Annotated in this window: 30 protein-coding genes; all 30 read left to right on the top strand. The window is 67.9% G+C overall.

The window, feature by feature from the left end; genetic code table 11:
* The first annotated feature begins 85 nt into the window (after positions 1–85).
* The 30 genes from hutH (at position 86) to rpsK (ending at position 19,465) form a co-directional block, all read left to right on the top strand.
* The gene (hutH, locus tag ACK4SC_RS05510) at positions 86–1,669 is read left to right on the top strand and encodes a histidine ammonia-lyase (protein ID WP_409615716.1); all 1,584 of its coding nucleotides are present in this window, start codon (positions 86–88) and stop codon (positions 1,667–1,669) included.
* On the top strand, positions 1,666–3,363 hold the full coding sequence (gene hutU / locus ACK4SC_RS05505) for a urocanate hydratase (protein ID WP_409615713.1): 1,698 nt from the start codon (positions 1,666–1,668) through the stop codon (positions 3,361–3,363). Before hutH ends, hutU begins: the two co-directional genes overlap by 4 nt.
* Complete coding sequence (locus ACK4SC_RS05500) at positions 3,360–4,289, top strand: arginase family protein (protein ID WP_409615711.1); 930 nt, start codon at positions 3,360–3,362, stop codon at positions 4,287–4,289. Before hutU ends, ACK4SC_RS05500 begins: the two co-directional genes overlap by 4 nt.
* Positions 4,286–5,449: an imidazolonepropionase gene (gene hutI, locus ACK4SC_RS05495; protein ID WP_409615710.1), complete on the top strand. Its 1,164-nt coding sequence runs from the start codon at positions 4,286–4,288 to the stop codon at positions 5,447–5,449. The genes ACK4SC_RS05500 and hutI overlap by 4 nt, the downstream gene beginning before the upstream one ends.
* A 693-nt stretch (positions 5,450–6,142) precedes the next feature.
* Complete coding sequence (rpsJ, locus tag ACK4SC_RS05490; RefSeq protein WP_120761912.1) at positions 6,143–6,451, top strand: 30S ribosomal protein S10; 309 nt, start codon at positions 6,143–6,145, stop codon at positions 6,449–6,451.
* A gap of 11 nt (positions 6,452–6,462) precedes the next feature.
* Positions 6,463–7,113: a 50S ribosomal protein L3 gene (gene rplC, locus ACK4SC_RS05485; RefSeq protein ID WP_409615708.1), complete on the top strand. Its 651-nt coding sequence runs from the start codon at positions 6,463–6,465 to the stop codon at positions 7,111–7,113.
* A 5-nt stretch (positions 7,114–7,118) separates the two neighbouring features.
* Positions 7,119–7,766 carry a 50S ribosomal protein L4 gene (rplD, locus tag ACK4SC_RS05480; protein ID WP_409615706.1) on the top strand — a complete coding sequence of 216 codons (648 nt, stop codon included), beginning with the start codon at positions 7,119–7,121 and terminating at the stop codon, positions 7,764–7,766.
* Between the two features lie 2 nt (positions 7,767–7,768).
* On the top strand, positions 7,769–8,074 hold the full coding sequence (rplW, locus tag ACK4SC_RS05475) for a 50S ribosomal protein L23 (protein WP_409615917.1): 306 nt from the start codon (positions 7,769–7,771) through the stop codon (positions 8,072–8,074).
* A 17-nt stretch (positions 8,075–8,091) separates the two neighbouring features.
* Positions 8,092–8,928 carry a 50S ribosomal protein L2 gene (gene rplB / locus ACK4SC_RS05470; protein ID WP_409615704.1) on the top strand — a complete coding sequence of 279 codons (837 nt, stop codon included), beginning with the start codon at positions 8,092–8,094 and terminating at the stop codon, positions 8,926–8,928.
* 15 nt (positions 8,929–8,943) lie between these two features.
* Positions 8,944–9,225, top strand: coding sequence for a 30S ribosomal protein S19 (gene rpsS, locus ACK4SC_RS05465; RefSeq protein WP_409615702.1), 282 nt, complete (start codon positions 8,944–8,946; stop codon positions 9,223–9,225).
* A 27-nt stretch (positions 9,226–9,252) separates the two neighbouring features.
* Complete coding sequence (rplV, locus tag ACK4SC_RS05460) at positions 9,253–9,657, top strand: 50S ribosomal protein L22 (RefSeq protein ID WP_409615699.1); 405 nt, start codon at positions 9,253–9,255, stop codon at positions 9,655–9,657.
* A 2-nt stretch (positions 9,658–9,659) separates the two neighbouring features.
* Positions 9,660–10,430 carry a 30S ribosomal protein S3 gene (gene rpsC, locus ACK4SC_RS05455; RefSeq protein ID WP_409615696.1) on the top strand — a complete coding sequence of 257 codons (771 nt, stop codon included), beginning with the start codon at positions 9,660–9,662 and terminating at the stop codon, positions 10,428–10,430.
* Positions 10,431–10,435: 5 nt separating this feature from the next.
* Positions 10,436–10,855 (top strand): 50S ribosomal protein L16, encoded by a 420-nt coding sequence (rplP, locus tag ACK4SC_RS05450; RefSeq protein WP_096420543.1) that lies wholly within the window; start codon positions 10,436–10,438, stop codon positions 10,853–10,855.
* Entirely contained in the window at positions 10,855–11,172 is a 318-nt protein-coding gene (gene rpmC, locus ACK4SC_RS05445; protein WP_409615693.1) for a 50S ribosomal protein L29, read from the top strand. Before rplP ends, rpmC begins: the two co-directional genes overlap by 1 nt.
* Positions 11,172–11,489: a 30S ribosomal protein S17 gene (rpsQ, locus tag ACK4SC_RS05440; RefSeq protein ID WP_096420547.1), complete on the top strand. Its 318-nt coding sequence runs from the start codon at positions 11,172–11,174 to the stop codon at positions 11,487–11,489. Before rpmC ends, rpsQ begins: the two co-directional genes overlap by 1 nt.
* Before the next feature lie 32 nt (positions 11,490–11,521).
* Complete coding sequence (gene rplN / locus ACK4SC_RS05435) at positions 11,522–11,890, top strand: 50S ribosomal protein L14 (protein ID WP_096420549.1); 369 nt, start codon at positions 11,522–11,524, stop codon at positions 11,888–11,890.
* A gap of 3 nt (positions 11,891–11,893) precedes the next feature.
* On the top strand, positions 11,894–12,253 hold the full coding sequence (rplX, locus tag ACK4SC_RS05430) for a 50S ribosomal protein L24 (protein WP_409615690.1): 360 nt from the start codon (positions 11,894–11,896) through the stop codon (positions 12,251–12,253).
* The gene (rplE, locus tag ACK4SC_RS05425; RefSeq protein ID WP_409615688.1) at positions 12,253–12,840 is read left to right on the top strand and encodes a 50S ribosomal protein L5; all 588 of its coding nucleotides are present in this window, start codon (positions 12,253–12,255) and stop codon (positions 12,838–12,840) included. Before rplX ends, rplE begins: the two co-directional genes overlap by 1 nt.
* A gap of 94 nt (positions 12,841–12,934) precedes the next feature.
* Positions 12,935–13,333 carry a 30S ribosomal protein S8 gene (rpsH, locus tag ACK4SC_RS05420; RefSeq protein ID WP_409615685.1) on the top strand — a complete coding sequence of 133 codons (399 nt, stop codon included), beginning with the start codon at positions 12,935–12,937 and terminating at the stop codon, positions 13,331–13,333.
* A 6-nt stretch (positions 13,334–13,339) separates the two neighbouring features.
* Positions 13,340–13,876, top strand: a complete 537-nt coding sequence (rplF, locus tag ACK4SC_RS05415) for a 50S ribosomal protein L6 (protein ID WP_409615683.1) — start codon at positions 13,340–13,342, stop codon at positions 13,874–13,876.
* Between the two features lie 2 nt (positions 13,877–13,878).
* Positions 13,879–14,250, top strand: a complete 372-nt coding sequence (rplR, locus tag ACK4SC_RS05410) for a 50S ribosomal protein L18 (protein WP_409615681.1) — start codon at positions 13,879–13,881, stop codon at positions 14,248–14,250.
* Positions 14,247–14,939 carry a 30S ribosomal protein S5 gene (rpsE, locus tag ACK4SC_RS05405; RefSeq protein ID WP_130283777.1) on the top strand — a complete coding sequence of 231 codons (693 nt, stop codon included), beginning with the start codon at positions 14,247–14,249 and terminating at the stop codon, positions 14,937–14,939. The genes rplR and rpsE overlap by 4 nt, the downstream gene beginning before the upstream one ends.
* On the top strand, positions 14,939–15,124 hold the full coding sequence (rpmD, locus tag ACK4SC_RS05400) for a 50S ribosomal protein L30 (protein WP_409615679.1): 186 nt from the start codon (positions 14,939–14,941) through the stop codon (positions 15,122–15,124). Before rpsE ends, rpmD begins: the two co-directional genes overlap by 1 nt.
* Positions 15,124–15,900 (top strand): 50S ribosomal protein L15, encoded by a 777-nt coding sequence (rplO, locus tag ACK4SC_RS05395; protein WP_409615676.1) that lies wholly within the window; start codon positions 15,124–15,126, stop codon positions 15,898–15,900. The genes rpmD and rplO overlap by 1 nt, the downstream gene beginning before the upstream one ends.
* A 102-nt stretch (positions 15,901–16,002) precedes the next feature.
* Positions 16,003–17,328, top strand: coding sequence for a preprotein translocase subunit SecY (secY, locus tag ACK4SC_RS05390; RefSeq protein ID WP_409615673.1), 1,326 nt, complete (start codon positions 16,003–16,005; stop codon positions 17,326–17,328).
* Complete coding sequence (locus tag ACK4SC_RS05385; protein ID WP_409615670.1) at positions 17,325–17,906, top strand: adenylate kinase; 582 nt, start codon at positions 17,325–17,327, stop codon at positions 17,904–17,906. The genes secY and ACK4SC_RS05385 overlap by 4 nt, the downstream gene beginning before the upstream one ends.
* A gap of 149 nt (positions 17,907–18,055) precedes the next feature.
* Complete coding sequence (gene infA, locus ACK4SC_RS05380) at positions 18,056–18,277, top strand: translation initiation factor IF-1 (RefSeq protein WP_021759551.1); 222 nt, start codon at positions 18,056–18,058, stop codon at positions 18,275–18,277.
* Positions 18,278–18,357: 80 nt separating this feature from the next.
* On the top strand, positions 18,358–18,471 hold the full coding sequence (gene rpmJ / locus ACK4SC_RS05375) for a 50S ribosomal protein L36 (protein WP_047561540.1): 114 nt from the start codon (positions 18,358–18,360) through the stop codon (positions 18,469–18,471).
* 173 nt (positions 18,472–18,644) lie between these two features.
* The gene (gene rpsM / locus ACK4SC_RS05370) at positions 18,645–19,019 is read left to right on the top strand and encodes a 30S ribosomal protein S13 (protein WP_096420567.1); all 375 of its coding nucleotides are present in this window, start codon (positions 18,645–18,647) and stop codon (positions 19,017–19,019) included.
* Between the two features lie 47 nt (positions 19,020–19,066).
* Positions 19,067–19,465, top strand: a complete 399-nt coding sequence (gene rpsK, locus ACK4SC_RS05365) for a 30S ribosomal protein S11 (protein ID WP_096420569.1) — start codon at positions 19,067–19,069, stop codon at positions 19,463–19,465.
* Positions 19,466–19,505 lie beyond the last annotated feature (40 nt).

Below are 19,505 nucleotides of genomic sequence, written 5' to 3'. Positions count from 1 at the left end.
CCTCGTCATCGAGCAGTCTGGTATCTCAGACACATTATGCGCGACGCGCCGCCCAGGCGCCGCTCCACCGCGGTTCACTCGACCCATGCCGATCACGATCGGGGCGCGCCCCCTGACGACCGCCGAGGTCACCGCCGCCGCCCGCCACGGTGAGCCCGTCACGCTCGACCCCGCGGCACTCGCCCGCATGGCCGAGATCCGCGCGATCATCGACGCCCTCGCCGACGACGCGGTTCCGCACTACGGCATCTCGACAGGCTTCGGCGCGCTCGCGACCACGTCGATCCCGGTCGACCGGCGCGTTGATCTGCAACGCTCGCTCGTGAGGTCGCACGCCGCCTCGTCCGGCCCCGAGGTCGAGGCAGAGGTCGTGCGCGCCACCATGCTGCTCCGACTGCAGACCCTCGCGACCGGGCGCACCGGTGCCCGCCCCGAGCTCGCCGAGCAGTACGCAGGCCTGCTCAACGCCGGCATCGCTCCGATCGTGGGCGAGTACGGCAGCCTCGGCTGCTCGGGTGACCTCGCGCCGCTCGCCCACATTGCGCTCGCCGCCATGGGCGAAGGTGACGTCCGCGACGCGGCCGGAGCGCGCATCCCGGCCGCCGAAGCGCTCGCGGCGGCGGGCCTCGCCCCCGTCGTGTTGCGCGAGAAGGAGGGACTCGCCCTCATCAACGGCACTGACGGCATGCTCGGGATGCTCGCCCTCGCCCTCACGGATCTCGCGGCCCTGATCGACACCGCCGACCTCGCCGCCGCGATGAGCATCGAGGCGCTGCTCGGCACCGACGCCGTGCTCGCCGCTGACCTGCAGGCGCTGCGCCCGCACCCCGGTCAAGCCCGCAGCGCGAGTGCCATGCGCGGCTTCTTGCGCGACTCGCCGATCGTGGCGAGTCACCAGACCGACGACTGTACGCGGGTGCAGGACGCCTACTCGCTGCGCTGCGCGCCGCAGGTGCACGGTGCCGCGCGCGACACGCTCGCGTTCGCCGCGACCGTTGCCGAGCGCGAACTGGGGAGCGCGATCGACAACCCGGTCGTCACGCCGGACGGTCGGGTCGAGTCGAACGGCAATTTCCACGGGGCTCCCGTCGCCTACGCCCTCGACTTCGTCGCCATCGCCGTGGCCGATCTGGCGAGCATGAGTGAGCGGCGCACCGACCGCTTCCTGGATGTGGCCCGCAATCAGGGCTTGCCGCCGTTCCTCGCCCACGAACCGGGGGTCGACTCCGGCCACATGATCGCCCAGTACACGCAGGCGGGCATCGTCAGCGAACTGAAGCGGCTCGCAGCTCCGGCGAGTGTCGACTCGATCCCGTCGAGCGCCATGCAGGAAGACCACGTCTCTATGGGGTGGGCGGCCGGCCGCAAGCTGCGTCGCGCCGTCGACGGCCTGGCGCGCGTGGTTGCCATCGAGGTGTTGACCGCCGCCCGCGCGCTCGACCTGCGCTCCGCCGACCTCGGGGTGCGCCCCGCCCCGGCGACCGCCGCCGTTGTTGACTGTCTGCGCCACCGGGTACCCGGCCCCGGGCCGGACCGCTACCTCGCCCCCGAGATCGATGCGACCTACGCCCTGGTCATGGGCGGCGACCTGCTGGCCTCAGCGGCTGCGGCAGGCGCAGCGCCGGCGCACACCGACCCCACAGCCCCCACGACAGGAGCAGATCGATGACGATTCCCCTCCCGGTTACCGCGCCCCGTGCCTCCGGCCCGCGCCCGATTCGCGCCCACCGCGGAACACAGTTGCACACGCTCGGCTGGCAGCAGGAGGGTGCCCTGCGCATGCTGCAGAACAACCTCGACCCCGAGGTTGCCGAGCACCCCGACGAGCTCGTCGTCTACGGCGGCACCGGCAAGGCGGCGCGCGACTGGGCCAGCTACGACGCCCTGGTGCGCACCCTCACGACACTGAAGGCCGACGAGACGATGCTCGTGCAGTCGGGTCGGCCCGTGGGCGTCATGCAGACCCACGAGTGGGCGCCGCGGGTGCTCCTCGCGAACTCGAATCTCGTGGGCGACTGGGCGAATTGGAATGAGTTCCGTCGGCTCGAACAGCTCGGCCTCACGATGTACGGCCAGATGACCGCCGGTTCGTGGATCTACATCGGCACGCAGGGCATCCTGCAGGGCACGTTCGAGACCTTTGCCGCCGTGGCGTCGCAGAGGTTCGGCGGCACGCTCGCCGGCACGATCACCCTCACGGGCGGGCTCGGCGGTATGGGCGGCGCCCAGCCGCTCGCCGTCACGATGAACGGTGGCGTCGCGATCTGCGTCGACGTCGACCCGTCGCGCATCGCGCGCCGCATCGAGCACCGTTACCTCGACGTCGAGGCGCGCTCGCTCGAGCACGCGCTCGAGCTGGCGACAGAAGCACGGGATGCCCGTCGCGCGCTCTCGATCGGAGTCCTCGGAAACGCCGCGGCCGTTTTCCCGGCGCTGCTCGCCATGGGCGCCCCGATCGACATCGTGACCGACCAGACGAGCGCCCACGACCCGCTCGCCTACCTGCCGCTCGAGCACACGATGGACGACTGGCATGAGGCCCGTGAGCGCGACCCGCTCGGCTTCGCCGCGGCCGCGCGGCAGTCGATGGCCGTGCAGGTCGAGGCGATGGTCGGCTTTCAGAAGGCCGGCGCCGAGGTGTTCGACTACGGCAACAACATCCGCACCGAGGCCAAGGCCGCGGGCTTCGCCGACGCGTTCGCGTTCCCCGGGTTCGTGCCCGCGTACATCCGCCCGCTCTTCGCCCAGGGCAAGGGGCCGTTCCGCTGGGCGGCGCTGAGCGGTGACCCGGCAGACATCGCGGCGACCGACCGGGCCGTGCTCGAGCTGTTCCCCGAGAACGACAACCTGCAGCGCTGGATTCCGATGGCGCAGGCGCGCGTGCACTATCAGGGCCTCCCGGCGCGCATCTGCTGGCTGGGCTACGGCGAGCGTGACATCGCCGGTGAGCGGTTCAACGACATGGTCGCCTCCGGTGAGCTCAGCGCCCCCGTCGCCATTGGGCGCGACCACCTCGACTCCGGATCGGTCGCGAGCCCCTACCGCGAGACCGAGGCCATGAAGGACGGCAGCGACGCGATCGCCGACTGGCCCCTGCTGAACGCCCTCGTCAACACGGCCTCCGGCGCCACCTGGGTGTCGATCCACCACGGCGGGGGAGTCGGCATCGGCCGCTCCATCCACGCCGGGCAGGTCGTCGTCGCCGACGGCACGGCGCTCGCCGGCCAGAAGGTGCAGCGGGTGCTGACCAACGACCCGGGCATGGGCGTCATCCGGCACATCGACGCCGGCTACGACGAGGGGGAGGGCGTCGTTGCCGAGCACGGCGTGCGCATCCCGATGCGCGAGGGCGGCGCAGAGTGACCGGCCCTTCGCTCGCCCACGACGAGCACTGGCCCCGCGCCGGCGACTGGCCGGCGTGGCGGCCGGGCGAGCCCGCCGACGCGATCATCGTCGGCCTCCCCACCTGGCGCACTTCGCTGTCGCCGACCCGTGCGCACGAGACGCCCGCGGCGATCCGCGACGCGCTGCGCCGCTACAGTGCGGATGCCCTGCTCACGCCAGCGGGCATCCCGCTCGTGGTGCGCGACGCCGGCGACATCGCCGAGCCGGACGGCGAGGGAGAAGAGGCGGCGAGAGCTCGCGTCGCCGAACTCGCCGCCCACTGCGACCTGGTGATCGTCCTCGGCGGAGACAACGCCGCGACCGTTCCCGCGGCCCTCGGCGTGTGGGGCGAGAACGTCGGATGCGCGGGGCTCGTCACCGTCGACGCCCACCACGACCTTCGGGACGGCACCACCAACGGCAGCCCGGTGCGCCGCCTGCTCGATGCGGGGCTCGACGGCTCGCGCGTGGGGCAGTTGGGCATCGAGCCGCTCGCGAACTCGCGCTTCTACGCCGAGCGCGCCGCGCAGCACCGCATCGCGGTGGTGACCCGCGACGAGCTCGCCCACTCGTCGATCGCGGCCGAGATGGCCGCCGCCCTCGACCGGGCCGCCGTGGCGGGCGGGCCGGTGCACGTCGACCTCGACCTGGACGTGTGTGACCGCGCCGTTGCTCCGGGATGCCCCGCGAGCATCCCCGGCGGAATCAGCGCGCACGAGCTGCGCCGCGCCGCGCACGTCGCCGGCCGCCATCCGGCGGTGCGGGGCATCGACCTGACCGAACTCGATGCGAGCGCCGACGCTGCCGACGGGCGTACGGTGCGGCTCGCCGCGCTGTGTGTGCTCGAAGCGCTCGCGGGCCTCGCCGCCCGACCGGCGACTCATACTGCCGAGGCCGCCGGATGAGCCTCCTCGTCGACCGCATCGGGCAGCTCGTGACCCTCGATCCTGCCGACCCTGACCTGCCTGTCCGCTCGGACGCCGCGCTCGTGATCGACAACGGGCAGGTGGCGTGGGTCGGCGATGCCGCTGACGCGCCCGCCGCCGACGAGCGGCTCGACGCCGACGGCCGCGCCGTGATTCCCGGTTTCGTCGACAGCCATTCGCACCTCGTGTTCGCCGGTGACCGCGCCGACGAGTGGGAGGCGCGCATGACCAGCGTGCCGTACACCGCTGGCGGCATTCGTCGCACGGTCGACGCGACACGCGCCGCCAGCGACGACGAGTTGCGCGCCACCCTCGGCCGCCACCTCGCCGAGGCCCACCGCCAGGGCATCACGACGCTCGAGGTGAAGAGCGGGTACGGCCTCACCGTCGCCGACGAGGCCCGCGCCGTGCGGCTCGCCCGCGAAGTGACCGACGAGGTCACATTCCTCGGCGCCCACGTCGTGCCTGCCGACTACGCCGACGACCGCCAGGGCTACGTCGACCTCGTCTGCGGCGACATGCTCGCCGCCTGCGCGCCGCACTCCCGCTGGATCGACGTGTTCATCGACTCCGGAGCCTTCACCGTCGACGAAGCCCATCGCATCCTCACCGCGGGGCGCGACGCGGGGCTCGGCCTCCGCGTCCACGCCGGCCAGCTCGCCGCCGACGGCGGGGTCGCCCTCGCCGTCGAACTCGGCGCCGCGAGCGTCGACCACGCCACGCACCTGACCGACGCCGACGTCGACGCGCTCGCCCGATCATCCACCGTCGCGACGCTGCTGCCGCTCGTCGAATTCTCGACGCGGCAGCCGTATCCGGATGCTCGCCGACTCATCGACGCGGGCATCACCGTCGCGATCGCCACCGACACCAACCCGGGCTCGAACTACTCAAGTTCGATGACGACAGCCATCGCGCTGGCGGTCAGAGACATGCGGATGACCCCCCTCGAGGCGTTGACGGCTGCCACGCGGGGGGGAGCGGCGGCGCTGCGCCGCGACGATGTCGGGCACCTCGGGGTGGGGGCGCGGGGTGACCTGGCGGTGCTCGACGCGCCCGACCACCGGTGGATGGGGTATCGGGTGGGGGTGCCGCTGGTTGCCGAGACGGTTGTGGGTGGAGTGAGGGTGGCGTCCTGAGTGTGGGGGGGATGTTGCTTGTCGCTCTTGTGGCCGGGTTGTCTCCTCCTGGGCCGATCTTGCGCCGAGGTGGCCGCCGGGCGATGTCGCCCGTAACTCTTATGGCCGGGTTGCCTTAGCCTGGGCCGACCTTGCGCCGGGGTGGCCGCGGGGGGGATGTCGCACGTAACTCTTATGGCCGGGTTGCCTTAGCCTGGGCCGACCGAGCGCCGGGACGGCGCTCGGGGCGATGTCGCGGAAACGCCCAGAAATGGGCGTTTCTTTGACGCGACACGCCCGGGTTGCACGGGGTCACACCGTGTGGCAGACTTTCCTAGTTCAACACGCCGCGCCTCGTCGTGCGGCTCACTGCCAGGCAGTGCATAGGACGCGCGAACCGCAGGTGCGGAACGCCGGAAGCCTAGGCCGCGGGTAGCAGAACACAGCGTAAACCGACCCCCTCAGATTCGCAGGTGAATTCCTGCGTCTTGAGGAGTGCGCGCGCACGGCGACCATCGCCGAACGCGTCAGGGCCGGTGACATGCGGAGATCGCGCCCGTCGGTATCCGCCGCTCGCGAGGGGATTCCTCTCGCGCGCGGGGCGAAGGCAGCCGGTTGACGTTTGACAGAAGAACAGTGGTGCGACAGCGATAGCGCTCCGCGCTGGGAACGGCCCATGGGCCGCGCCCGATCCAACAAGGAAGAGAGTTGAGCATGGCGGGACAGAAGATCCGCATCCGGCTGAAGTCGTATGACCACGCTGGTCTCGACGCGTCGGCGCGCAAGATCGTCGACACGGTTACCCGTGCCGGAGCGACCGTCGTGGGCCCAGTGCCCCTCCCCACGGAGAAGAACGTGGTGGTCGTCATTCGTTCGCCCCACAAGTACAAGGACAGCCGCGAGCACTTCGAGAAGCGCACCCACAAGCGGCTCATCGACATCATTGACCCGACGCCGAAGGCTGTCGACTCGCTCATGCGTCTCGACCTGCCCGCCGACGTCAACATCGAGATCAAGCTCTAAGGAACCCGGACATGTCTGCTACTAAGACGACCAAGGGTCTGCTGGGCACGAAGCTCGGCATGACGCAGGTGTGGGACGAGAACAACAAGCTCGTTCCGGTCACCGTTGTCTCGATCGCCCCGAACGTGGTGACGCAGGTTCGCACCGCCGAGGTCGACGGTTACGAGGCCGTGCAGATCGCCTACGGTGCGATCGACCCCCGCAAGGTCACCAAGCCGCTCAGCGGCCACTTCGAGAAGGCCGGCACCACGCCGCGCCGCCACCTCACCGAGATCCGCACCGCGGACGCCGCCGAGTACACCCCCGGTCAGGAGCTGACCGTCGACGTGTTCGAGGCCGGCCAGAAGGTCGACGTGGTGGGCACCAGCAAGGGCAAGGGCTTCGCCGGTGTCATGAAGCGCCACAACTTCAAGGGCGTGTCCGCCTCGCACGGTGCGCACCGCAACCACCGCAAGCCCGGTTCGATCGGCGCCTCGGCGACCCCGAGCCGCGTCTTCAAGGGGATGCGCATGGCCGGTCGCATGGGCGGCGAGCGCGTCTCGGTGCTCAACCTCACCGTCCACTCGGTTGACGCCGAGAAGGGCCTGCTGCTCATCAAGGGCGCCGTTCCCGGTGCTCGCGGCCGCCTCGTGTTCGTTCGCAACGCCGTGAAGGGGGCGTAACCGCCATGGCTACCTCACTCGACATCGTCGACGCCGCCGGCAAGAAGACCGGCTCGGTCGACCTGCCCGCGAACGTGTTCGACGTTCAGACCAACGTGCCGCTGCTGCACCAGGTGGTCGTCGCCCAGCTCGCCGCCGCGCGCCAGGGCACCCACTCGACCAAGACCCGTGGTGAAGTCTCGGGCTCGGGTCGCAAGCCGTTCAAGCAGAAGGGCACCGGTCGCAGCCGTCAGGGCTCGGTCCGCGCCCCGGAGCACACCGGCGGTGGCACCGTGCACGGCCCGAAGCCGCGCGACTACTCGCAGCGCACCCCGAAGAAGATGATCGCCGCAGCTCTGCTCGGCGCTCTGTCGGACCGCGCCCGCGGCGACCGCCTGCACATCGTTGAGTCGTTCGGTTCGGACGCCCCCTCGACGAAGGCTGCCGCAGCGGTCATCGCCTCGCTGACGAAGGGCCGCAAGGTTCTCGTCGTCATCGAGCGCGACGACGAGCTGGCGCTGAAGAGCGTCCGCAACCTGAAGGACCTGCACGTCATCACGCCCGACCAGCTGAACGCCTACGACGTTCTGGTCAGCGACGACATCGTGTTCACGAAGTCGGCGTATGAGGCGTTCGTCGCCAGCAAGACCAAGAAGGAAGAGGTCGAGCGTTGAGCATCCACACCACCGCCCAGAACAAGGACCCGCGCGACGTCATCATCGCGCCGGTCGTGAGCGAGAAGAGCTACGCGCTCATCGACGACGGCAAGTACACCTTCCTCGTTGACCCGCGTGCGAACAAGACCGAGATCAAGCTCGCCATCGAGAAGATCTTCGGCGTCAAGGTCGCCTCGGTAAACACGCTCAACCGCTCGGGCAAGACCCGCCGCACCCGCTTCGGCACCGGCAAGCGCAAGGACACCAAGCGCGCCATCGTGACCCTGAAGTCGGGCTCCATCGACATCTTCACGGCCGTCGGCTAGACGAAGGACGACAGACAATGGCTATTCGCAAGTACAAGCCCACGACCCCGGGTCGTCGCGGTTCGTCGGTCGCTGATTTCGCCGAGATCACGCGCTCGACCCCCGAGAAGTCGCTTCTCAAGCCGCTGCCGAAGACCGGTGGCCGCAACAACACCGGTCGCATCACGACCCGTCACATCGGTGGTGGCCACAAGCGCCAGTACCGCGTCATCGACTTCCGTCGTAACGACAAGGACGGCGTGAACGCGAAGGTCGCGCACATCGAGTACGACCCGAACCGCACGGCGCGCATTGCGCTGCTGCACTTCGTGGACGGCACGAAGCGCTACATCCTCGCACCGAACAAGCTGAAGCAGGGCGACATCGTCGAGTCGGGCCCCGGCGCCGACATCAAGCCCGGCAACAACCTGCCGCTGCGCAACATCCCCGTCGGTACCGTCGTGCACGCCATCGAGCTGCGCCCCGGTGGCGGCGCGAAGATGGCCCGCTCGGCCGGCGCCGCCGTTCGCCTCGTCGCGAAGGACGGCCCGTACGCCCAGCTGCGTCTGCCGTCTGGCGAGATCCGCAACGTCGACGCGCGCTGCCGCGCGACCGTCGGCGAGGTGGGCAACGCCGAGCAGTCGAACATCAACTGGGGTAAGGCCGGCCGTAAGCGCTGGAAGGGCGTTCGCCCGACCGTGCGTGGTGTGGCCATGAACCCGGTCGACCACCCGCACGGTGGTGGTGAGGGCAAGACCAGTGGTGGTCGCCACCCGGTCAGCCCCTGGGGCCAGGCGGAGGGTCGTACCCGTCGCCCGAACAAGCCCAGCGACAAGCTCATCGTCCGTCGCCGCACCGTCGGTAAGAAGCGCTAGTAGGAGTCGAGAAGAATGCCTCGCAGTCTCAAGAAGGGCCCGTTCGTCGACGACCACCTGCTTCGCAAGGTGGTCACGCAGAACGAGGCCAACACCAAGAACGTCATCAAGACCTGGTCGCGCCGTTCGATGATCGTCCCCGCCATGCTCGGGCACACCATCGCCGTGCACGACGGTCGCAAGCACATCCCCGTGTTCGTGACCGAGACCATGGTCGGGCACAAGCTCGGCGAGTTTGCGCCCACCCGCACCTTCCGCGGTCACGAGAAGGACGACAAGAAGGGTCGCCGCCGCTAACCGCGGAGGCGAAGAAGGAGGAGAGAGATGGTGGAGTCGATCGCCCGCGTGCGACACATCCGCGTGACCCCCCAGAAGGCCCGTCGCGTCGTCAACCTGATCCGCGGCAAGCAGGCCCTTGAGGCCCTGGCCATCCTGAAGTTCGCGCCCCAGGGTGCGAGCGAGCCCGTCTACAAGCTCGTCGCGTCGGCTATCGCCAACGCCCGAGTGAAGGCGGATGCCGAGAACACCTTCCTCGACGAGCAAGACCTGTACGTGTCGCGCGCCTTCGTCGACGAGGGCACGACCCTGAAGCGGTTCCAGCCGCGTGCCCAGGGCCGTGCGTTCCGCATCAACAAGCGCACCAGCCACATCACGGTCGTCCTGTCGACCCCCGATGAGCTGGCTGCGGCTGAGGGCTCGAGCACCGGCAAGAAGAAGGCGAGCAAGTAGACATGGGTCAGAAAGTCAACCCGTACGGTTTCCGTCTCGGAGTCACCACCGACCACGTGTCGCGCTGGTTCTCCGACAGCACCAAGCCCGGTCAGCGCTACGCCGACTACGTTGCTGAAGACGTCAAGATCCGCTCGATGCTCACCACGAGCCTCGACCGCGCAGGCGTCGCCCGCATCGAGATCGAGCGCACCCGCGACCGCGTCCGCGTCGACATCCACACCGCCCGTCCGGGCATTGTGATCGGTCGCCGCGGCGCCGAGGCCGAGCGCATCCGTGCCGACCTCGAGAAGCTCACCGGCAAGCAGATTCAGCTGAACATCCTCGAGGTGAAGAACCCCGAGGCCGAGGCTCAGCTGGTCGCCCAGGGCATCGCCGAGCAGCTCAGCGCCCGCGTGGCGTTCCGCCGCGCGATGCGCAAGGGTCTGCAGGGAGCCCAGCGCGCCGGCGCCAAGGGTGTTCGTATCCAGGTCTCCGGCCGTTTGGGCGGTGCCGAGATGAGCCGCTCCGAGTTCTACCGCGAGGGTCGTGTGCCGCTGCACACGCTGCGCGCGAACATCGACTACGGCTTCTACGAGGCGAAGACCACCTTCGGCCGCATCGGCGTGAAGGTCTGGATCTACAAGGGCGACATCACCAACAAGGAACTCGCTCGCGAGCAGGCGGCTCAGAAGTCGTCCCGCCCCGAGCGTCGTGACTCGGACCGCGGCGGCCGCCGCGGCGGCCGTCCGGCCGCTGCTGAGGCGCCGGTCGCGGCCGGAGCGGAAGGCTAGGAACAATGCTGATTCCCCGCAAGGTCAAGTACCGCAAGCAGCACCACCCCAAGCGCGGTGGCCACGCAACCGGCGGCACCACCGTGGCGTTCGGCGAGTTCGGCATTCAGGCCCTTACTCCCGCGTACGTCACCAACCGTCAGATCGAGTCCGCTCGTATCGCCATGACCCGTCACATCAAGCGTGGTGGAAAGGTGTGGATCAACATCTACCCCGACCGCCCGCTGACCAAGAAGCCGGCCGAAACCCGCATGGGTTCCGGTAAGGGTTCGCCCGAGTGGTGGGTCGCCAACGTCAAGCCGGGTCGCGTCCTGTTCGAGGTCGCCGGCGTCAGCGAAGAGCTGGCCCGCGAAGCAATGACCCGTGCAATCCACAAGCTGCCCCTCAAGGCACGCATCATCAAGCGCGAGGAGGGCGACGCGTAATGGCCGTCGGATCCAAGGAGCTGGCACCCGCCGAGCTCGACACTTTTGAAGACGAGCGCCTGCTCGACGAGCTGAAGCGCGCCAAGGAAGAGCTGTTCAACCTGCGCTTCCAGGCCGCCACCGGTCAGCTCGAGAGCCACGGCCGCCTGCGTGCCGTGAAGCGCGACATCGCCCGCATCTACACGGTCATCCGTGAGCGCGAGCTCGGCATCCGTGCCACGCCTGCGCCCATCGAGGCCCCCGAGAAGCCGGCGAAGAAGTCGACCAAGAAGGCCGAACAGGCCTCGGCCGACGAGAAGACCGAGGAGAAGAACTAATGGCGACGACCAAGAAGGCTGAGCCCGGCCACGAGTCGGCCGAGCACGACGTTCGCGACGCCGACGCTCGCGGCTACCGCAAGGCCCGCCGCGGCTACGTGGTCAGCGACAAGATGGACAAGACCATCGTCGTCGAGGTGGAAGACCGCGTGAAGCACCCGCTGTACGGCAAGGTCATCCGCCGCACCTCCAAGGTGAAGGCTCACGACGAGCAGAACAGCGCCGGCATCGGCGACCTCGTGCTCATCAACGAGACCCGTCCCCTGTCCGCCACGAAGCGCTGGCGCCTCGTCGAGATCCTCGAGAAGGCCAAGTAGGCCTCCGCCTGCTTGACCCAAAGGAGTAGGAAATGCTTCAGCAGGAATCCAGAGTCAAGGTTGCCGACAACACCGGCGCCAAGGAGCTGCTCACTATCCGCGTGCTCGGCGGCTCGGGCCGTCGCTACGCCGGTCTCGGCGATGTGATCGTCGCGACCGTCAAGGACGCGATCCCCGGCGGCAACGTCAAGAAGGGCGACGTCGTCAAGGCCGTCATCGTGCGCACGGTCAAGCAGACCCGTCGCGCTGACGGCTCGTACATCAAGTTCGATGAGAACGCCGCCGTGATCCTGAAGAACGACGGGGACCCGCGCGGTACCCGCATCTTCGGACCGGTTGGTCGTGAGCTTCGCGACAAGAAGTTCATGAAGATCGTCTCGCTCGCACCGGAGGTGCTGTAACTCATGGCCAAGATCAAGAAGGGCGACCTCGTCCAGGTGATCTCGGGCCCGACCGAGGCCCGCGGCGGAGACCGCGGCAAGCAGGGTCGTGTCATCGAGGTGCTTGCAGACAAGGACCGCGTCGTCGTCGAGGGCATCAACCTCGTGACGAAGCACGTGCGCGTCGGCCAGACGCAGCGCGGCACGAAGACGGGCGGCATCGAGACGCACGAGGCGCCCATTCACGTCTCGAACGTCGCGATCGTCGACCCCAAGACCAAGAAGCCCACGCGCGTCGGTTACCGCGAGGAGACCGTCGAGAAGAACGGTGTGACGAAGACCGTCCGCGTGCGCTACGCCAAGAAGTCGGGTGAGAAGCTCTAATGACTGACACCGCTACGGCGCCGGCCAAGATTCAGCCGCGCCTCAAGCTGAAGTACCGTTCGGAGATCGCGCAGCAGCTGACCGAGCAGTTCGGGTACACGAACCCGCACCAGGTTCCGAAGGTCGTCAAGATCGTCGTGAACACCGGTGTCGGCGAGGCCGCCCGCGACTCGAAGGTTATCGACGGCGCGATCCGCGACCTGACCCTCATCACCGGCCAGAAGCCGCAGGTGACGAAGGCCCGCAAGTCGATCGCCCAGTTCAAGCTGCGCGAGGGCATGCCGATCGGTGCGCACGTCACGCTGCGCGGCGACCGTGCGTGGGAGTTCATGGACCGCCTGGTGTCGCTCGCGCTGCCGCGCATCCGCGACTTCCGCGGCCTGAGCGACCGCCAGTTCGACGGCAACGGCAACTACACCTTCGGTCTCACGGAGCAGAGCGTTTTCCACGAGATCGACCAGGACAAGATCGACCGCGTCCGCGGCTTCGACATCACCGTCGTCACGACCGCGAAGACGGACGACGAGGGACGCGCCCTGCTGCGCGCTCTCGGGTTCCCCTTCAAGGCCGCCGACGCCGCTCAGTAACACTCCATCCGGTCCGCACCCGCGGACCCCGATCGCCTAGGTCGGCCCCGGTGTACCGGGAGTCGAAACCGGACGAGAACAGGAACGATCCATCATGACGATGACAGATCCGGTCGCAGACATGCTGACCAGACTGCGCAACGCCAACTCGGCGCACCACGAGACCGTGTCGATGCCCAGCTCAAAGCTGAAGACCGGACTCGCGGAGATCCTCAAGCGCGAGGGGTACATCACCGACTGGGCCGTCGAAGACGCCCGCGTCGGCAAGACCCTGACGCTGTCGCTGAAGTACGGCCCGAACCGCGAGCGGTCGATTGCCGGCCTCAAGCGCGTGTCGAAGCCCGGCCTCCGCGTGTACGCGAAGTCGACCGAGATCCCCCACGTGCTGGGTGGCCTCGGCGTCGCGATCCTGTCCACCTCCTCGGGTCTGCTGACCGACCGCGAGGCGACGCAGAAGGGCGTGGGTGGGGAAGTCCTCGCCTACGTGTGGTGATTCGTCATGTCACGTATTGGACGCATGCCGATCGACATCCCCGGTGGTGTCGAGGTGAAGATCGACGGCCAGGCCGTCACCGTTAAGGGCCCGAAGGGTGAGCTGTCGCTCACTGTCGCGAGCCCCATCGAGGTCGCCATCGAGGACAACCAGGTCGTCGTGACCCGTCCCGACGACGAGCGCAACTCGCGCTCGCTGCATGGCTTGACCCGCACCCTCATCGCCAACCAGATCGTTGGCGTCACGCAGGGGTACTCGAAGGGCCTCGAGGTCGTCGGCACCGGTTACCGTGTCCAGGCCAAGGGCTCGTCGGTCGAGTTCGCGCTCGGCTTCTCGCACCCGGTAACGGTTGACCCGCCCGCGGGCATCACGTTCACCGTCGAAGGCAACAACAAGCTCACCGTCAGCGGCATCGACAAGCAGGCCGTGGGCGAGGTCGCCGCGAACATTCGCAAGATCCGCAAGCCCGAGCCGTACAAGGGCAAGGGCATCCGCTACGCGGGCGAGGTCGTTCGCCGCAAGGCCGGAAAGGCTGGTAAGTAACCATGGGTCTCGGTACTCGAGGGAAGAGCAAGACGGCCGCGAAGAGCCGTCGCCACGCGCGTCTGCGCAAGCGGGTCGTCGGCACCGCCGAGCGTCCCCGCCTCGTCGTGACGCGCTCGGCGCGCCACGTGTTCGTGCAGATCGTCGACGACAGCAAGGGTCACACCCTCGCCAGCGCGTCGACCATGGAGGGCGACCTCCGCACGTTCGACGGCGACAAGACCGCGAAGGCGCGCAAGGTGGGCGAGCTGCTCGCCGAGCGTGCGAAGAAGGCCGGTGTGGAGGCAGTTGTCTTCGACCGGGGTGGTAACCGTTACGCGGGACGCGTTGCGGCGATCGCCGATGGAGCGCGAGAGGCAGGGTTGAGCCTGTGAGCGAGAACGAGAAGGAGCAGACCGTGGCGGCAGAGGCCCCCGTGGAGACCGCTGCGTCGTCGCAGTCGAACACCACAGAAACGCGCGAGCCGCGTCGTGGTGGCCGCGACCGCAACCAGGGCCGCGACCGCGGTGCGCGCGAGACCGAGAAGAGCCCCTTCCTTGAGCGTGTCGTGACGATCAACCGCGTCTCGAAGGTCGTCAAGGGTGGTCGTCGCTTCAGCTTCACCGCGCTCGTCGTCGTCGGAGACGGCAACGGCATGGTCGGCGTCGGCTACGGCAAGGCGCGCGAGGTTCCGACGGCGATCTCGAAGGGCGTCGAGGAGGCGAAGAAGAACTTCTTCCGCGTTCCCCGTGTCGCCCAGACGATTCCGCACCCGGTTCAGGGCGAGGCCGCTGCCGGCGTCGTGCTGCTGCGTCCGGCCGCTGCCGGTACCGGTGTTATCGCCGGTGGGCCGGTGCGTGCAGTGCTCGAGTGCGCTGGCATCCACGACGTACTGAGCAAGTCGCTCGGTTCGTCGAACACGATCAACATCGTTCACGCGACCGTCGAGGCGCTGAAGATGCTCGAAGAGCCGCGCGCCGTCGCCGCTCGCCGTGGCCTGGACTTCGAAGACGTTGCTCCGGCACGTCTGGTCCGCGCCGAGGCGGAGGCCGCGAAGGCCGCTGCCGGAAAGGCGGGTGCATGATGGCTCAGCGCCTCAAGGTGACCCAGATCAAGTCCGTAATCAGCGAGAAGCAGAACCAGCGCGACACCCTGCGCAGCCTGGGCCTCAAGCGCATCGGCGACAGCGTCGTGCGCGAGGACACCCCGGCCAACCGTGGGTACGTCAAGGCTGTCGCTCACCTCGTGACGGTCGAGGAGATTGACTAATGGCTGAAGAGAAGAAGCCCGCCGCCGAGAAGAAGGCGCCGGCTGAGAAGAAGCCTGCTGCGGCGAAGACCACCGCCGCGAAGAAGCCCGCAGCCGCCAAGGCGGACGCGGACAAGGCTCCCGCGAAGAAGGCTCCGGCCGCCAAGAAGCCGGCTGCTGCCAAGGCGGACGCTGACAAGGCTCCCGCCAAGAAGGCGCCCGCGAAGTCGACGACGGCGAAGGCGACCACCGCTAAGGCGTCGGCCGCCAAGTCGGACAGCGCTGAGAAGGCTCCGGCCGCGAAGGCTCCCGCGAAGAAGGCCCCTGCGAAGAAGGCGGAGTCGACCGACGCCGCCCGTCCGCAGGTGCTGAAGGTCCACCACCTGCGCCCCGCCGCCGGTGCCAAGAAGGACCGCACGCGCGTTGGCCGTGGTGAAGGCTCGAAAGGTAAGACCGCGGGCCGCGGCACGAAGGGCACGAAGGCCCGCAACACGGTGCGCCCCGGCTTCCAGGGTGGCCAGCTCAACTTCGTGATGCGTGCACCGAAGCTGCGTGGATTCACGAACCCGTTCCGCGTCGAGTACCAGGTTGTGAACCTGGCGAAGCTCGCCGAGCTGTACCCGAAGGGCGGCGACGTCACCGTCTCCGACCTGGTGGCCAAGGGTGCCGTGCGCAAGAACGAGAAGGTCAAGGTTCTCGGCAACGGGGACATTGCGGTTAAGCTGAACGTGACCGTCGACAAGGTCTCCCGCTCTGCCGAGCAGAAGATCGTCGCGGCCGGCGGTTCCATTCAGTAGCCGCTCGGGCGGCCCTTCGGGGCCGCCCGGCTTCGGCCCATTCGGGCCAGCATCCCGAGCCGCCGGGCCGCGGGATGCCCATGTTTTTTTACGGGAGGTCTCGTGTTCAGAGCTATCGGGCGAATCATCAAGACGCCCGACCTCCGCCGGAAGATCGGGTTCACTCTCGGAATCGTCGCGATCTTCCGTCTGGGTTCGTTCATCCCCGCGCCGTTCGTGGACTACCAGAACGTGCAGCTGTGTCTCGCGGGCAACGAAGGCGCCACGGGCCTCTACCAGCTCGTCAACCTCTTCAGTGGTGGCGCGCTCCTGCAACTGTCGATCTTCGCGCTGGGCATCATGCCGTACATCACCGCGTCGATCATCACGCAGCTGCTGCGCGTGGTCATTCCGCACTTCGAATCCCTCTACAAGGAGGGCCAGGCGGGCCAGGCGAAGCTGACGCAGTACACGCGTTACATGACGATTGCGCTGGCGATCCTGCAGTCGACCACGCTCATCACCGTCGCCCGCGCCGGGGCCCTCTTCCCGACCACCTCGGGTGTTCCGCAGTGTTCGCAGCTGATCACGAACGACAGCTGGTACGCGATTCTGCTGATGGTCATCACGATGACCGCGGGCACGGGTCTCATCATGTGGCTCGGCGAGCTCATCACCGAGCGCGGTATCGGCAACGGTATGTCGCTGCTGATCTTCGTCTCCATCGCTGCGACCTTCCCCTCGGCGCTGTGGGGTATCCAGGTTGCTCAGGGCTTCGAGATCTTCATCATCGTGCTGGCCCTCGGCCTCGTCGTGATGGGCGCGGTCGTCTTCGTCGAGCAGTCGCAGCGCCGCGTGCCGGTGCAGTACGCCAAGCGCATGGTCGGCCGACGCACGTACGGGGGCAACAACACGTACATCCCGATCAAGGTGAACATGGCCGGCGTCGTGCCCGTCATCTTTGCCTCGTCGTTGCTGTACCTCCCCGCCCTGATCGCGCAGTTCAACCAGCCGGCCGCCGGCGAGACCGCGCCCGAGTGGGTCGTCTGGATTCAGAACAACTTCATCTCGGGTGACAACTGGCTGTACATGGTGGTGTACTTCCTGCTCATCGTGGGATTCACCTACTTCTACGTGGCGATCACCTTCAACCCGGAGGACGTCGCCGACAACATGAAGAAGTACGGCGGCTTCATCCCCGGCATTCGTGCCGGTCGCCCGACCGCCGAGTACCTCGACTACGTTCTGACCCGCATCACCCTTCCCGGTTCGCTCTACCTCGGCCTGGTCGCGCTGATCCCGCTGATCGCGTTCGCCGCCGTGGGGGCGAACCAGAACTTCCCCTTCGGCGGTGCGAGCATCCTGATCATCGTGGGTGTGGGTCTGGAGACGGTGAAGCAGATCGACGCGCAGCTGCAGCAGCGCCACTACGAAGGCCTGCTGAAGTGACCCGCCGGCTTCTGCTGATCGGTCCGCCCGGCGCTGGCAAGGGCACGCAGGCCGCACGGTTGACCGAGCACTTCGGGATTCCCGCCATTTCGACGGGTGACATTTTCCGGCAGAACCTGCGCGACGAGACCGAACTCGGGCTCAAGGCGAAGGCCTTCATGGAGGCTGGCAACAACGTTCCCGACGAGTTGACGAACGACCTCGTGCGCGATCGCCTGAGCCAGGCGGACTGTGCAGACGGCTTTCTGCTCGACGGGTACCCCCGCACGACCGACCAGGTTCGCGCCCTCGATGAGTTCCTGGCCGAGCACGGTGTCGCTCTCGATGCCGTCGTCGAGCTTGTGGCCGACCCCGACATCGTGGTGGAGCGACTGAAGAAGCGCGCCCTCGAACAGGGCCGTGTTGACGACGATGAGAACGTCGTTCGTCACCGCCTGGCCGTCTACGCCGAGCAGACCGCGCCACTCATCGATGTGTACGCCGAGCGCGGCATGCTGACGAAGGTCGACGGCATCGGCGACATCGACGAGGTCACCGGTCGCATCCTCAATGCGCTCTCGGTTGCTGACTTGCCGTGACCTGCTCTATCACCTAAGCTTTCCCTTTGGTGCTTTCGGCACGCTCTTGGCGTGTCGCGATCAGCGAACGCCGTGCAGACGACGCTGAACCGCTGGGCACCGCATCCGCACGACCAGTGCAGACTCCCTTTATTTGCGACGAAGAGGCTATGGCCAAAAAAGACGGTGTCATCGAGATCGAAGGCTCGGTGGTCGAAGCGCTGCCCAACGCGATGTTCCGCGTCGAGCTGACCAACGGCCACAAGGTTCTTGCCCACATTTCGGGCAAGATGCGCCAGCACTACATCCGCATCCTCCCCGAGGACCGCGTGATCGTGGAGCTGAGCCCCTACGACCTGACCCGCGGCCGGATCGTCTACCGCTACAAGTAAACGGAGTCTCGCTGGGTAAGGAACGGCCCGGGAATCCACCCGGAGCACGAGGCCAGCGATACGACAAGAACGAGAGAACCATGAAGGTCAACCCCAGCGTCAAGCCCATCTGCGACAAGTGCAAGGTGATCCGCCGCCACGGCAACGTGATGGTCATCTGCGAGAACCCGCGCCACAAGCAGCGTCAGGGCTAGCCCTGACGCGGTCGGTCATCGTGATCGACCGGGGGCTCAGGCCCCACGACTCACAACTACATACGAACACACGGCAGTCTCAGAACCCGCACGAGTGCGGGGGACACCTCGGGCGGAAGGCCCGGGCACCGAAACTGCTCCACACCTTCCACGAAACCCTGTAAGGAGCCATCATGGCCCGTCTTGCCGGAGTCGACATTCCCCGCGATAAGCGCGTGGAAGTCGCCCTCACCTACATCTACGGCGTCGGCCGGACCCGCGCGACCGAAACGCTCGCCGCGACCGGTATCGACCGCAACGTCCGCGTCAAGGATCTGACCGACGACCAGCTCGTCGCTCTCCGCGACCACATCGAAGGCACCTACAAGGTGGAGGGTGACCTTCGCCGTGAGGTTGCCGCCGACATCCGCCGCAAGGTCGAGATCGGTTCGTACGAGGGTCTGCGTCACCGCCGCGGCCTCCCGGTGCGTGGTCAGCGCACCAAGACCAATGCGCGCACCCGCAAGGGCCCGAAGCGCACCGTCGCCGGCAAGAAGAAGGCCCGCTAGTCCGGCCCCGCCGCGACCCGCGTATCCCACAGGTTTAGGAGAAGACCATGGCAGCACCCAAGTCGGCCGCGCGCAAGCCCCGCCGCAAGGACAAGAAGAACATCGCCGTCGGCCAGGCGCACATCAAGTCGACGTTCAACAACACGATCGTGTCGATCACCGACCCGAGCGGAGCCGTCATCAGCTGGGCGTCGTCCGGCCAGGTTGGCTTCAAGGGCTCGCGCAAGTCGACGCCGTTTGCCGCCCAGCTCGCCGCCGAGTCGGCCGCGCGTCAGGCGCAGGAGCACGGCATGAAGAAGGTCGACGTGTTCGTCAAGGGCCCCGGTTCGGGCCGCGAGACCGCGATTCGTTCGCTCCAGGCCGCTGGCCTCGAGGTGGGCTCGATCAGCGACGTGACGCCCCAGGCGCACAACGGCTGCCGCCCGCCGAAGCGTCGTCGCGTCTAGGTACCGCGCCCCGCGCATCCACCGATCGGATGCGCGCGGC

Origin of the sequence: Microcella sp., assembly GCF_046293215.1 — a bacterium.
Taxonomy (GTDB): Bacteria; Actinomycetota; Actinomycetes; order Actinomycetales; family Microbacteriaceae; genus Microcella.
Note: the sequence above shows the minus strand (reverse complement) of the source record. Positions and strands in the feature narration are given on the sequence as shown.